Origin of the sequence: Nocardia sp. NPDC049526, assembly GCF_044465765.1 — a bacterium.
Taxonomy (GTDB): Bacteria; Actinomycetota; Actinomycetes; order Mycobacteriales; family Mycobacteriaceae; genus Nocardia.
This window is the reverse complement of the sequence record NZ_JBITMA010000001.1, coordinates 209,877-223,538: the sequence shown is the minus strand read 5'-3', so window position 1 is coordinate 223,538 and position 13,662 is coordinate 209,877. Positions and strand designations below refer to the sequence as shown.

Genomic DNA, 13,662 nt, shown 5'->3' with positions numbered 1-13,662 from the left:
CGCGACGTATTACGGCTGGTCGGCCATGGCGGCCCAATAGCTGGCGTCGACCTGGGACCCCGGTAATAGCTGCGCTGAAGATCTCGAGGCCGGTAGCCTCGATCGGGGAACCAGATCCAGCGACGAGGAGCAGGCTAATGACGCGACCGGTTCGAATCGGTGTACAGCTACAGCCCCAGCACGCCTCCGACTACGGACTCCTGCGCGACGCCGTGCTGCGCGCGGAGGACGCGGGCGTCGATATCGCCTTCAACTGGGATCACTTCTATCCGCTGACCGGCGACCACAACGGTGCGCATTTCGAATGCTGGACCATGCTCGGCGCCTGGGCCGAGCAGACCGAACGGATCGAGATCGGTGCGCTGGTCACCGGCGGTGGTTACCGCAATCCCGATCTGCTCGCCGATATGGCGCGCACGGTGGACCACATCAGCAATGGCCGGCTCATTCTCGGCATCGGCGCGGGGTGGTTCCAGAAGGACTACGACGAGTACGGCTATGAATTCGGTACGCCGGGAACCAGGCTCGCGCTGCTGAAGGCGAATATGGCCCGGCTCACCGCCCGGCTGAAGAAGCTGAATCCGCAGCCGACCCGCGATATCCCGATCCTGATCGGCGGCGGTGGCGAGAAGAAGACGCTGCGGCTGGTCGCTCAGTACGCCGATATATGGCACACCTTCGCCGACCTCGACGCGATCGCGCACAAGAACAAAGTGCTCACCGACCACTGCGCGGACGTCGGCACCGATCAGGCGAAGATCGAGCGCTCGGTGCAATGGCCGGGTGCGGAGCGGGCGGCGACATTCGTCGACGCCGGGGTGAATCTGTTCACCATCGGTGTGAGCGGGCCGAAGTTCGACCTGAGTGAGGTCGAGCGGGCGGTCCGTTGGCGTGACGAAGTGAATCCGGAGCCGGTCAGAGGTCTGGCCTAGCCCTGGGCCGGACCGCCGGTCGGAGATGGGGTTCGAATCACCGTGATTCGAATTCCGGGATCGGGCCATAGTGCCGCATCCGTGCACGCCCGGCGGCCGTAGGCCTTGCCGGCGAGGTGTGGCCGACCGCACGCGCCACGGGGTAGCTGCCTTTCAGCCCTGAATCGGACGTTAGGGTTCCTCACCATGGCTGGTCTGCCCGCTGTGCGGTCTCGTGCGTTGATCGCCGTGCTATTGCTCGCCGTCGGCCTCGCCGCCACGGCCTGCGGTTCCGGCGACGATTCCTCCGATCGAGACCAATGCAGCCCGCCCGGACTCAGCGCGGCATCGGCCGCACCGACGAACCTCGGCTCGGCGGCCGCGGCGGGTGCGGACAAATACACCACCGCGAGCACGTTGCCGGTGTCGGCGATCGATACCAGCAAGCTGCGTTTGATCACGCCGGGCAAGCTCACGGTGGGCACGCTCTCGGATGCACCGCCGAGCATCTGCTTGAACTCGGCGGGCTCGTTCACCGGCTTCGACAATGAGCTGCTGCGGGCGATCGGTGCGAAACTCGGGCTCCAGGTGGAGTTCTCGGGTACCGAATTCGCACCGCTGCTCTCGCAGGTTTCCGGTGGACGCTTCGATGTCGGTTCGTCGAATATCACCACCACGGCGGAGCGGCGCGAACGCGTCGGATTCACCAACGGTTACGACTTCGGCTACTTCTCGCTCGTTGTCCCGAACGGCAGTGCCATCAAGGGCTTTTCGGATCTGGGACGCGGTAACCGGATCGCCGTCGTGCAGGGCACGGTGCAGGACGATTACGTGGTCAACCAGCTGCATCTGGATCCGGTGAAGTTCCCGGATTACGCTACCGCGTACGCGAATCTGAAGTCTGGTCAGGTCGATGCCTGGGTCGCGCCGTCGGCGCAGGCCGAGGGGCAGGTGAAGTCGGGTGACGGCACCACGATCATCCAGAACACCTTCAGCCTGGACAATTTCGTCGGCTACGCGGTTGCCAAGAACAACCAGCCGCTGATCGACGCGCTCAACAGTGGTCTCGACGCCGTGATCGCCGACGGCACCTATGCCAAGCTCTACGCCGACTGGGTGCCCAGGCAGTTGCCGCCCGGTTGGAAGCCCGGCTCGAAAGCCGCACCCGCACCGCAACTCCCGGACTTCGCAGCCATAGCCGCGGAGCAGAAGACCACCGACAGCGGACAGGTCGCGCCGAAATCGACGCTGCAGCAGTTGCGGGAGACGTTCTTCGACTGGTCGCTGTACCGCAAGGCATTTCCCGATCTGTTCAAGACCGGTCTGCCGAATACCCTGATCCTGGCGCTGGTTTCGGGTGTGCTCGGCACCATACTCGGCATGCTGCTCGCGGTCGCGGGCATTTCCCGGACACGCTGGTTGCGCTGGCCCGCAAGGGTTTACACCGATATCTTCCGCGGCCTGCCCGCCGTCGTGATCATCCTGATCATTGGACTCGGCATCGGCCCGGTCGTGCGCAATATCACCGGCAACAACCCGTATTGGCTCGGTGCGATCGCGCTGGCATTGCTTGCCTCGGCCTATATCGGTGAAATCTTCCGCTCCGGCATCCAATCCGTGGAAGCGGGTCAGCTGGAGGCCGCGCGGGCCATCGGCTTCGGCTACCGCCAGGCCATGACGCTGGTAGTGATTCCGCAGGGTGTGCGCCGGGTACTGCCCGCGCTGATGAACCAATTCATCGCGCTGATCAAGGATTCCTCGCTGATCTACTTCCTCGGACTGCTCGCGACCCAGCGCGAACTGTTCGCGGTCGGGCGAGATCTCAACGCGCAGACCGGAAATCTCTCCCCGCTGGTCGCGGCCGGCCTGGTCTACCTGCTGCTGACCATCCCGCTGACGCACCTGGTGAACTACATCGACCACCGGATGCGCACCGGCCGACCCGACCAGCCCATCGACCAGGTCGAGGCGGCCACGATCACGGAAGGGCGCGGGTAATGAGTGCATCTCTCACCGGAACCGGTCTGCATCTGACGCTGGGCCAGAACCATGTGCTGCGCGGCGTCGATATCCATGTCGACGCGGGAAAGACCACGACCGTCATCGGGCCGTCCGGCTCCGGCAAGTCGACGCTGTTGCGGGTGCTGAACCGCCTGCACGAACCCGATCAGGGTGATGTGCTGCTGGACGGCGAGTCGGTGCTCACCGAGGATCCGGATCAGCTGCGCCAGCGCATCGGCATGGTGTTCCAGCACTTCAACCTGTTCCCGCACAAGACGGTCGCGGAGAATGTGGCGCTCGGCCCGCGCAAGCTCCGCGGGCTGTCCAAGGATGCCGCTCGGGCGCTGGCCGTCGAGCAGCTCGAGGTGGTCGGGCTGGCCGAGAAGGCCGATTCCCGGCCGGCGAATCTGTCCGGTGGGCAGCAGCAGCGGGTGGCGATCGCCCGTGCGCTGGCCATGCAGCCGGAGATCATGTTCTTCGACGAGGCCACCTCGGCGCTGGATCCGGAGTTGGTGAAGGGCATTCTCGCGCTGATGGCCGAGCTGGCTACCCAGGGGATGTCGATGATCGTGGTGACTCACGAAATGGGTTTCGCGCGCAGCGTCTCCGACAGCGTGCTTTTCATGGACGCTGGTCAGGTGGTCGAAACCGGCACCCCCGACGCTCTGTTCGACAACCCGGGGACCCCGCGCCTGCAGCGCTTCCTCTCCCAGGTTTTGTGAACATCAGCACACCTCTAGTAAACTCGATAGATGCGCACCTGTTAATGTGTCGTCTCGCTTCGGCGCCGCAAATCCAGCAATGGGAACGAGGAGGTCCGATGACCACAGCGCATCACGAGCACGTCGAACACCAGCACACCCACGGCCCCGGCTGCGGCCACACCGAAGTCCCGCACGGCGACCACACCGACTACGCCCACGGCGGCCACCTGCACCGTGAACACAACGGTCACTGGGACGAATGCGAACCCACCGGCCACACCGAACATGTAGGCCACGACCACACCCACGGCCCCAATTGCGGCCATGAAGCCGTCCAACACGGCGACCACGTCGACTACCTCCACGACGGCCATCACCACGCCGCGCACAACGGCCACTACGACGACCACTGAGTTCGCCGCGCCCGAGCTGCTGACCGACTCGGCCGCAGCTCGGCAACCGGAAATCGACTCGCCGGGGGACTCGGATTCGAGTAGAGATGGTGGATGGGGATTGTCGATCCACGGGTTCGGCTGCTGACGCCCGAGGACTGGGCGGTATTTCGGAGCATTCGCCTGCGCGCCCTGGCCGATGCGCCACAGGCCTTCGGCTCGACGCTGGAGCAGGCGCGGAGCAGGTCCGATCAGGATTGGTCGGACCTACTGACGCAGCGTGCGCAGTTCGTGGCGAGCGTCGACGGCACTGACGTCGGGACGGCTGCCGGGCTGGATGATCCCGAACGGCCTGGGGCGCACTTGATTTCGATGTGGGTTGCTGAAAAGTCCCGTGGGACCGGGATTTCGGATCGTCTCGTGCGATCGGTGATCGACTGGGCGGTCGATGTAGGGCATCGCAAGGTGTGGTTGGAGGTTGCCGCGGGCAACGCGGTGGCCGAGCGGTTGTATCTGCGGCACGGGTTCGTGCGGACCGGGGTGCAGGGGACGATCGCGCCCGGCGATCCACGGCCGGAATTCGAGATGCTCTTGAACCTGTGAGCCGCGCACGGTCCTCGGCACGCTGACCGCATACGTATGCGTCGGCGAAAAGTACTTATAGATGACTGATTCGGCACCCATGGCTCTGCTCATAACGTAGTTCCTGTCAGTAGGAACGACAGCGAAACCGCAGATCAGAAGCCTTGGAGGCCATCATGAACGAGCTCGTCGCACAGTACCTGGAAGTCTGGAACACCACCGATGCCGCGGCCCGCAAGGCCGGAATCGAAGCCGTGTTCACCCCCGAGGCCGGCTACATCGACCCGCTGGCCGCGGTCGCCGGACACGACCAACTGGATGCGGCCATCGCCGGTGTCCAGGCCCAGTTCCCGGGTTGGGTTTTCACCCTTGCCGGACCGGTGGATGCCCACCACAACCAGGTGCGCTTCACCTGGCAACTCGGCCCCGTCGATGCCCCCGCCGTGGTTGTCGGCTTCGACGTCGCGGTCATCGAGGACGGTCGTATCGCGAACGTCTACGGCTTCCTCGACAAAGTTCCCGCCACGGCCTGATCCGAACTCGTTATCCCAGAAGGAAATACCAGTCATGACCACGACAGCCCCCACCTACATGTCCACCCTGCTCGCCCCAGGCCAGAATCTGCTGCGTACCTCGCTGCGCCTGGACTCGGTCGTCACCACCGTCAACGGCCTTGCCTACCTGGCACTTTCGGGTCCGCTGGAATCTCTGCTCGGCCTGGACAGCAGGATCGGCATCCCGATCGGAATCTTCTTGACCCTCTACGGCATCGGTGTCGCCCTGGTCGGCATGACCAAGACCATCAACACCAAGGCCGCCGCCGTGGTCGCCGCGGGTAATGCGGCCTGGGTCGTGGTGAGCCTGGCCGCCCTCGTCGAGGGCGCACTCGAGCTGAATCTGGTCGGTTCGATCTGGACCGTCATGCAGGCAGCCACCGTCGGCGGATTCGCGGCCCTGCAGTATCTCGGCATCCGCAAGGCCCGCTGAATATTGGATCCAGTCGACCAACCCCGCGAAACGCGGCATCGGCACCGTCCGATGCCGCGTTCGGCGTTTGTGGTCGGTGCCTGCCTCTAGAGTCGAGGCCGTGCTCGAGGCAACCAAGATCCCGACCGAGTTCGGCACCTTCGACGCCCTGACCAGTGGCGAACCCGGTGGGCGCGAAGTAATGCTGTTGCACGGCTTTCCGGAATCGGCCATCGCATGGGAATTCCAGCTGACTGCCCTCGGGGGCGGCGGTTGCCATGTGATCGCACCCGATCAGCGCGGCTATTCATCGGGCGTGCGACCCGACAAGGTCGCCGACTATCGCATCGAGGAGTTGGTCGCCGATGTCATCGCCATCGCCGACCAATTGGATTGGCAGCGTTTCGATCTCATCGGCCACGACTTGGGCGCGCACGTCGCGTGGGCGGTAGCGGCCGACCACCCGGCGCGAATCCGAACTCTGACCGCCGTATCGCAGCCGCACCCCGCCGCCTTCCTGCAGGCCCTGACCGAGGACGAAGACCAGGCCCGACGAGCCCAACACTTCACCTACTTCCGCCAGCCCCGCACCCCCGAACGCGCCCTGCTCGCCGACGATGCCGCCGCCCTCCGCAAGATCTTCGACTGGAAGATTCCCGAGGAGCGCATCGACGACTACACCCACCGCCTCACCCGCCCCGATGCCCTCACCGCGGCCCTCAACTGGTACCGAGCCTTCCCGCTCGCCGGCCCGACCGCCCCGATCACCGTCCCGACCCTCTACGTCTGGGGCACCGAAGACCCCACCATCGGCTCCACCGCCGCCCTGGCCACCGCCGCCCACGTCACCGCCCCCTACCGCTTCGAAATGCTCGAAGACTCTTCCCACTGGCTCCCCGAAGAAGCCCCCGAATCCCTCACCCGCCTCATCATGGAACACCTCCTCGCCCATCGGACTTAGTCGCTCAGGTGCGGACTGTGGCGAAGGCGGACCAGAGGAGGGGGGAGTGTTCGATGGCGTGGGTGGTGCGCCAGGCGGTCAGGCGAGATCGTTGCCAGGTGGCGAGGGCGGTTACCGGGTCCGGGTGTTCGTGGGCGGCGTCGATGGCGCAGATGGCGTCTTGCAGGGGGTGGGCGTCGGGGGGCGCGCCGGCGAGGCGTTGGAAGGCGAGGTCGGTGGGGAGCGGCCAGCGGCTGGCGGTGACCAGTTCGGCGCCGCCGTTGATCATGGCGGCGACCAGGCCGAGGGCCTCGCTGAAGCGCATATCGCCGCCGCTTTCGCAGGCGATCAGGGCGACTCGGCTCGGAATGGGCCAGAGTTGTGGTCCGGCAACGGGTTCGGTGGTCAGGGTATGGGTGCCGAGCAGTAGGTCCTTGGCCGAGAGCGGGCGGTGCGCTCGGACGGGGGTAGCGAAGCCGATGGATTCGGCGTCGCAGGCGAGATGTAGTTCGGAGGCTTCGCTCTGGCCGGATTCGGGGGCTGCGGCGGTTACGTGCCCGACATAGGTCAAACGGCTGGCACCGCCGCGTAGCGCCTCGCTCAACCAGCTGCGATCGATATCCGTGCGGCGGAATGCGTCGATCGGATCGTCGACCGCGGGCAGGAGACGGCCCTTGGCCGAATATTCGGCAACCCGTCGGGCGAGTGGGGCTTCGGGGTCCATGCGGCCGAGGACCGAGCCGAGCGCGGAATCGGCGCGAAAGCCCGGGATACGCGGGTCGAGTACGGCCACTACCGGAAGGACACCCGTCTCGGACCAGGCACGCGCCGTGCGGTCCGGACCGTGCACAATGCTGGCGGGAGCGAGCAGACTGATATCGGCGATATCCACCAGGCGCAGCTCCGGGCTGGGAGCGATGACCTCCCACGGGATCTGAGCTACCCGGGGCGAGGGTTGCAGTCGAATATGTGGACGCACACCGCGCACGTGCAGGTCGTACAACTGTGCTGCCAGGCCATAGGGCAGCAGTGCGCGGGAAAGCGACTGCGCAACGAGATATTCCGCGTCGTACGAGGCGAAAGCGCCAGTGGTCATGGCACGTTCGAGTCCGCCGGGCACCGCCGGATTCGGCAGCGCCTGCGCGAACCGTTCGACGGCATCGGTGATCGCATCGCCGGGCAGCATGCTCGCACCCTGGGCGTATTCGTTGCGCAACCAGCGCCATGACATGTACAGATCGCCCGCATCCGCCATCCGCACAATGACGGTCGGTTGTTCCGAGAGGGTCATGCGGGCAGCACCCGGCTGTCCCGCACCGGATGCCCGTACCGCAGCTCGGCGGCCTCGATATACCCGGCCAATGCGATATGTCCGTCCGGTGCGACGGCCACCCGCGGCGGTGGCACCACCGGCAGTCCGGCGCTCGCCGAGACCGAGGCCAGCGCCGTGCCCAACTGCGGGGCCGACCCACGTTGCGGTCCGGTCCCGACCTGCACCGTGGGTTGGGCCGGCTCAGCCGGTGGATCGAATAGTTCGAGAGGCAGCCGCGGCGGCACGCCGACCGCGGATCTGGCGATATCCAATGTCGTACCCGCGCACTGTGTTTCGATGAGGTCCACGATCAGCGGACCATTGCCGGAGAGATAGGCGAACCGGAATGCCATCCGCATTGCCGGATCGGCGATCTGGCGGTTCCATTTCTCGCGTTGATTGCCATTGGGCAGGGTGTGGCGCACGGCATCGATCGCCAGCGCCGACGGCACCGCGAGACCGATTGCCCGCCCCAATAACTCGGCATCCGGGGATTCGGCCGCCTCGATGACCGACTCCAACAGCGCCGCATGCCAGAAATCGATTTGGGCACAGTGCAATCCGAGACCGCGCTCGGCATACGCGGCGAAGGCCTCGCCGATGAGGATTTCGCCCTCGTCGTATTGTCCGTTCGAGTACGCCACGGTCGCCAGGCGCACTCGCACATCGGCGGCATCGAGCACCGCACCGGATTCTTGAAAATAGTCGAGGCCGCGGCGATAGAGCTGATGCGCCGCATCGGTATCGCCACGGCCCTCGGCGAGAAAACCCATGGTCTTCAGCCCGACGCCCGCGCGATATCCGAGTTCGGCGCGCTCGAAATACTCCTGGCTGGACCGCAGCGGCGGTTCCGCCTCGTCGAACCGATCCAACCTGACGTACATGACCGCCAGATTCTGTTCCGTCTCGGCGACGGCATTGCGATCACCGGCGGCATCGAAGGCCGCCAGCGCCTGGCCCATGAAGTCGACGGCGAGTTCGCGCCGTCCGGTCTCGAAGTAGATCCCGCCGAGCGTCGAGAGCGGATGTCCGGCCAGGTGCGGCGCGAAACGTACTGCCGCATCCAATGATTCGGTGGCGAGTTCGATTGCGTAGGCCCAGCTCTGGCGATGGAATGCCACCGCGGTCAGCGATAGCAGACAGGCCACCCGCTGCATGCTCTCGTCATTGTGTTCGGTGAGCAGTGCGCGCGCCTGCTCCAGCGCCTCCTGCGCACCATCGAGATCGCCGACGTGCTGCAATGCCTGGGAGAGGTTGATCAGTGCGGCGGGCCGCTTTTCGATCGCGTCTGCGGGCATCTCCGCGAGCGCCTCGCGGAACAGGACGATCGCCTCGGCATGATCGCCGAGTTCATCGGACATGCTCGCGGCATTGACCAGCGCGCTGACCCGCAGGCCATCCGTGCTGGTCCTTGCGATTTCCTCGAACAGCCGCCTGGCCTCGGCGACATCGCCGCGCTGATAGGCGGCCGCTCCTTCGGCAAGTCGCTCGCGACCGTCATCCACCGGCATCAGAAGTCCGAATCCGATGCGGCGGCGGCGATTTCGGCAAGGAGCGGCGCATCGACGGCATCGTCGGCCGCGGTAGCCCGACGCAACCGGGCGGCCGCGAGCTCACGTATCTGTCGCCGGATCTCGGGACCACCCAAGTCGGGTTCGCCGGGCGCACCGACACCGGGCACATAGACATCCACCGTCGAAACGGAATCCGACGGCGTGGTGGCCGCGCCGGTCCACAGATCGCCGACCAGATCCAACTCGGCCTCGGCGGTGCCGACGGGGGTGGTGATGACGGCGCGCGGGCGCAGGTGTGCTGGTGCGGCCGAGCCCAATTGGGGCGCGGCCACCGCGGTGACGCGGACCGTCGTAGTGCCCGAACCGCGGGTCGAGTCCCAGGACACCGCCCGTTCGGACGCGTCGATGAGGCCGGGCGGGCACCGTCGCCAATCCCATCCGCCGGTGCCGCGTCCGAGGGACAGTGCCTCGGCTGGACGGTCGGCTCCACCACCGGCGGCGAGCGCATAGTCTTCTGCGCGAGGGGATATTTCGACCGATAGTGCCGACTCGTCGGCCGAGGCGGGCTCCTCGTCATCGAGGAGCGGTTCACATCGCATGCGCAGGATCGATATCTCCTGGTCCAGCAGCCGGTCGTCGAGCGCGGCGATGCCATCGATCGTCGATGCGGGCCACCAGCGTGCCGCCCAATACGCGAATCCGAGCCGCCAGGCGGCGGCCACCAGATCCGGCACCACGGGTTCGGCCTCGTCGGTGAATTCGGTTTCGCCGCTCTCGGTATCGGCAATGGCAACGGCGATCCGCTCGCCGTATACCGCCCACAACCAGTCCTGGGCGAGCTCGACATCATCGATCACCGCGGCCGGAATCGTCTGTCCGGCAAGCAGACTCCAGGACAAATGACCGCCGACGACCTCGAGCACCAGAACGTCTATCGCCGCGGCATCGTCGAGCACCGTCGGCGCGCCCTCGGGCGCGATAATCCAGATTCCGTCCCCGCCCGGTTCGATCCGCACGGTCGCACTCATCAGCTGGCCCTCGATTCCGCCGGATCCGGCTCGGTGACAAGGGAACGCACACTGAGCGCCTGTTTGACCCGCATGCGATGGTCCAACATAACCGAGCGCGCCACCCCATCGAGCAGATCCCACAGCTCGTCCGGCTCGTAAACGCCGAACTCCCGGACATCACGGCCGTGCAGACGAACCCACAGCCGCCGCAGATAGGGGCGCCATGGCGTGCGCAGTTCGGTGGCGATGGCCCCCAGTGGGCCGCTGGGCATTTCGATATCGGTGCGCACCGCGAGCCGCCGCGCCTGCAGGACGTATGCCTCTCGCTGCCAGCGGCTATTGATCACCCGATGCGCCGCAGTCGATTGTGCGCCACCGGTGTCGGCAGATGCGATCGGCCGCAACCCGAGCGCCAGCGCGGCCCCCGCCGTCGCCGTGACCCGCAGTGATTCATCCAAAAGTGCCCAGGGCGAACAACTTCGGGCGATCTCGGTGGTCACCAATTCCGGAATGGGCGGCAGTTCGGCCCGTTCACTCGACGCCTGCAGCACGGTGAATACGCGCTCGTAGATGGTGCGGTCGAACGGCAGCCCGAGACTGGCCTTCGAGGCCGACGAACCGAGCTCCGGCGGCTGCGGAACCGGCACGGCGGTCAGCCCGAGCTGATGTGCGGTCGGCTCGAAGCTGTTGTCCCATAGTCGGATTCCGCCGTGCGTCCCAGCATGGACGGCGACCAGTAGATCGAATGTCCGCTGCCCCTCGGCGCTGCGACCGTCGCGAGCCGCGGATGCATCGAGCAGCGTCGCGAACAGTTCGGCGTGCTCGCCGGTCGGTCCGCCCACCGGACGCCGTCCCCATGCGATATCGATCAACGAGTCGAGTTCGGCGGTCCGCGCACCCGCGGTGATGTACTCCTTGAGCGCTTGCGTCGTGCGCCCCGCCGCGAATTCGTGGACGTCGCGCAGTGTCGCCTCGGCTGTCGCCCGGTCCCGGTTCGGATCCGGCATACCGGATGTGGTGGCGAGTTCGAAGGCGCGCTGGAAATACAGATCCTGCGGATTGCCCTCGGTGATCCGCAGCCCCCGCCGGACCTGTTTGAGCAGGGAAAACCAGGCCGCCGTCGCGCGCAGTACATCGGCGGCGGCATGGATTCGGGTGGCGAGCAGGACCGCGCCGTCGGCGGTGAGGATCGGGCCCGCGCACAGCGGATTCTGCACAGGGCGAATGACCAGTGGATCCAGGATGAGCTTCACGGTCCGCCGCAGCGGTCCGCCGTGGGGTCCACTGAGCGGTTCGACGCCCTCGAGTCGGCGCCAAACCTCGTCCAGCACCATCGCGCGCGGGCGTCGCATTCGACCAGGTTAACGGAACTTCGTCCGTTTCAGACTCCGAAAAACCTGGGATCGGTAGGGCGCGTTCGATTCCTACCTTTCTCGTATCGGCCCAACACCGGAGCCGAACGAAGCAAAAGGAACAGATCATGAACACCAAGCCGGTCCGCATCTCCGCCGCCGCCCTCGCCGCCTCGGCCGCCGCTTTCGCCCTCTTCGTCACCGGATGCAGCGACGACTCGGGCAGCTCGCCGACCACCTCGGCCAAGCCGGGCACCTCGGCCGCCCCGGCGCCGGCATCGGGCAAGTCGACCGCCTCGGTCGACGGCAAGGCGCTCGACGGCAAGTTCGACACCACCTGCGCCAAGCAGGGCGACACCCTCGCCCTCGCGCTCAGCGACACCAATAACGCCACCTACGGCACCCTGAGCGTGAGCGCCTCCATCACCGGCACCGACAACGTCCAGGCCGTCGCGGTCGCGGGCAGCAAGGGCGGCGCCAGCGGCCTGCCCTACGCCCTCGGCTTCGGTAACGGCATGCCCGGTGGTTCGGCCAAGGTCGTCAAGGACGGCAACACCTACAAGGTCACCGGTGAGGGCGTCGGTGCGCCCGACCTCACCAATCCGACCGCCGGCCCGAAGAGCTCGAAATTCGACATCACCTTCGCCTGCTCCACCGTGGTCGGCGGCTGACCCGCGCCATGACAAACCCGCTTACGCCCCTTGATATGAGGGGCGTGAGCGGGGCAAACCTCTTCATACACAAGGGAACATCATGAAAAACATCGCCCGCTCGCTCGCCGCCGCGTTCTTCGTCCTCTCGATCGGCTACTACCTCTGGCACGGTTTCACCTACACCAGCGCAGGCCCCTTCGACGATGGCGTGCTCGCCTGGGTCGGGCCGCAGATGGCGCTGCCGATCATTGCCCTGACCATCGTCCCGATCGTCTTCGCCTTCACCGGCGAGGGCATCATGGCGGCCTTCACCGGCAACAACAGCTCGGCCTTCCGTGATGGTCTGGTCGGCATCGGCACCATCAAGTCCTTCCGGCAGACCGGCCTCACCGTCAACGATCAGCCGCAGATCCGCATCGACTTCAGCGTCGAGGGCGCCGACGGCAAGATCTTCGACTCGCACGCCAAAATGATCGTTCCGCTCACCGAACTCGCCCTGCTGCAGCCCGGTGTCGTGCTGCCGGTGCGCTATCTGCCCGATCGCACCGACAAGGTCGAGGTCGACCGCTCCGGCGATATGTCGGCAGCCCAGCGCGCCATGAACGAATCCATGATCCGAAAGGGCTTCACCACCAAGGCCAAACTCGATATCGCCGAGCGCGGCATTACCGCTCAGGCCGTCGTGCAATCGCTTGCGGTGCCCGGCGAAATTCGCAACGGGTATTCCAAGATCGAGCTCGGCCTGGTCGTCACCCGGCCCGATGGAACGACTTTCACCGCGAGCGTGGACAAGTTCCTGCCGCCCGCCAGCGTGGCCCAGGTGCAGGTCGGTCGGATCATCCAGGTCCACTATCTGCCGGAGAACGAACAAGAGGTCGTGATTGCACTGCAAGTCAATGCGTAGCCCCGGAACAGAATGTTGCTCTCGTTCATCACCGAACGGGAGCAATATTTGTTTGCGCGTCAGAAGACGCGGTGGCTGAAGAAGCTGTGCCGGCAGGTGGGGCGCTTGCAGACCGCACCACCGCCCGGGATGAACCCGACACAGGTGGGGTGGGTACACCGGTTGCAGCCGCCGTCGCCCTCTTCACCCATGTGTTCGTGGTCGACGAGTACGACGCGGGCCTCCGCCACCGCGCCCGCGAGGATCGAGTCGAGATAGTCCAGCGCCTGCGGGGTGAGCTGGGATTTTCCTTCGGACATAGTCATCGCACTACTCCTGACTCGGTACTCATGTCCTTGTGACCGATCCTCCTCCTGGGAGGGGAGTCGCACATGAGTAGCGCGTTACGTGACTCAACCGAAATCCAGGGTGTTCGACCAGC

At 65.9% G+C, this 13,662-nt stretch carries 15 protein-coding genes; 10 read left to right on the top strand and 5 right to left on the bottom strand.

The features are described 5' to 3' along the window. Positions 1-137: 137 nt before the first annotated feature. The 8 genes from ACIBW7_RS00920 to ACIBW7_RS00885 all read left to right on the top strand — a co-directional run bounded on the left by ACIBW7_RS00920 (position 138) and on the right by ACIBW7_RS00885 (position 6,517). Entirely contained in the window at positions 138-932 is a 795-nt protein-coding gene (locus ACIBW7_RS00920; RefSeq protein ID WP_387286815.1) for an LLM class F420-dependent oxidoreductase, read from the top strand. A 186-nt stretch (positions 933-1,118) separates the two neighbouring features. Then, positions 1,119-2,909 carry an ABC transporter substrate-binding protein/permease gene (locus ACIBW7_RS00915; protein WP_397042834.1) on the top strand — a complete coding sequence of 597 codons (1,791 nt, stop codon included), beginning with the start codon at positions 1,119-1,121 and terminating at the stop codon, positions 2,907-2,909. Beyond that, positions 2,909-3,634: an amino acid ABC transporter ATP-binding protein gene (locus tag ACIBW7_RS00910; protein ID WP_397042832.1), complete on the top strand. Its 726-nt coding sequence runs from the start codon at positions 2,909-2,911 to the stop codon at positions 3,632-3,634. The genes ACIBW7_RS00915 and ACIBW7_RS00910 overlap by 1 nt, the downstream gene beginning before the upstream one ends. A gap of 98 nt (positions 3,635-3,732) precedes the next feature. Further along, positions 3,733-4,029 carry a hypothetical protein gene (locus tag ACIBW7_RS00905; protein WP_397042829.1) on the top strand — a complete coding sequence of 99 codons (297 nt, stop codon included), beginning with the start codon at positions 3,733-3,735 and terminating at the stop codon, positions 4,027-4,029. 93 nt (positions 4,030-4,122) lie between these two features. Beyond that, entirely contained in the window at positions 4,123-4,611 is a 489-nt protein-coding gene (locus tag ACIBW7_RS00900) for a GNAT family N-acetyltransferase (protein ID WP_397042827.1), read from the top strand. Positions 4,612-4,766: 155 nt separating this feature from the next. Continuing rightward, positions 4,767-5,123, top strand: coding sequence for a nuclear transport factor 2 family protein (locus ACIBW7_RS00895; protein ID WP_397042826.1), 357 nt, complete (start codon positions 4,767-4,769; stop codon positions 5,121-5,123). Positions 5,124-5,157: 34 nt separating this feature from the next. Then, complete coding sequence (locus tag ACIBW7_RS00890) at positions 5,158-5,577, top strand: hypothetical protein (RefSeq protein WP_397042824.1); 420 nt, start codon at positions 5,158-5,160, stop codon at positions 5,575-5,577. 100 nt (positions 5,578-5,677) lie between these two features. Further along, on the top strand, positions 5,678-6,517 hold the full coding sequence (locus ACIBW7_RS00885) for an alpha/beta fold hydrolase (protein WP_397042822.1): 840 nt from the start codon (positions 5,678-5,680) through the stop codon (positions 6,515-6,517). 4 nt (positions 6,518-6,521) lie between these two features. On the opposite strand, the gene ACIBW7_RS00880 is transcribed toward ACIBW7_RS00885, so the two are convergent. Genes ACIBW7_RS00880 through ACIBW7_RS00865 form a run of 4 tightly spaced genes read right to left on the bottom strand, consistent with a single transcriptional unit; the run spans position 6,522 to position 11,666 of the window. Next, positions 6,522-7,787: a CHAT domain-containing protein gene (locus ACIBW7_RS00880; RefSeq protein WP_397042820.1), complete on the bottom strand. Its 1,266-nt coding sequence runs from the start codon at positions 7,785-7,787 to the stop codon at positions 6,522-6,524. Next, positions 7,784-9,319, bottom strand: a complete 1,536-nt coding sequence (locus ACIBW7_RS00875; RefSeq protein WP_397042818.1) for a tetratricopeptide repeat protein — start codon at positions 9,317-9,319, stop codon at positions 7,784-7,786. Before ACIBW7_RS00875 ends, ACIBW7_RS00880 begins: the two co-directional genes overlap by 4 nt. Next, positions 9,319-10,350 (bottom strand): hypothetical protein, encoded by a 1,032-nt coding sequence (locus ACIBW7_RS00870; protein ID WP_397042816.1) that lies wholly within the window; start codon positions 10,348-10,350, stop codon positions 9,319-9,321. Before ACIBW7_RS00870 ends, ACIBW7_RS00875 begins: the two co-directional genes overlap by 1 nt. After that, entirely contained in the window at positions 10,350-11,666 is a 1,317-nt protein-coding gene (locus ACIBW7_RS00865) for a hypothetical protein (protein WP_397044107.1), read from the bottom strand. Before ACIBW7_RS00865 ends, ACIBW7_RS00870 begins: the two co-directional genes overlap by 1 nt. Before the next feature lie 146 nt (positions 11,667-11,812). Here ACIBW7_RS00865 and ACIBW7_RS00860 point away from each other — a divergent pair, with 146 nt between their 5' ends. Further along, positions 11,813-12,355: a lipoprotein LpqH gene (locus ACIBW7_RS00860; protein ID WP_397042814.1), complete on the top strand. Its 543-nt coding sequence runs from the start codon at positions 11,813-11,815 to the stop codon at positions 12,353-12,355. 82 nt (positions 12,356-12,437) lie between these two features. Next, positions 12,438-13,241, top strand: a complete 804-nt coding sequence (locus ACIBW7_RS00855; protein WP_397042812.1) for a hypothetical protein — start codon at positions 12,438-12,440, stop codon at positions 13,239-13,241. 59 nt (positions 13,242-13,300) lie between these two features. On the opposite strand, the gene ACIBW7_RS00850 is transcribed toward ACIBW7_RS00855, so the two are convergent. Then, a complete protein-coding gene (locus tag ACIBW7_RS00850) occupies positions 13,301-13,546 on the bottom strand; it encodes a hypothetical protein (protein ID WP_397042811.1) in 246 nt (81 codons plus the stop codon). Between the last annotated feature and the right edge of the window lie 116 nt (positions 13,547-13,662).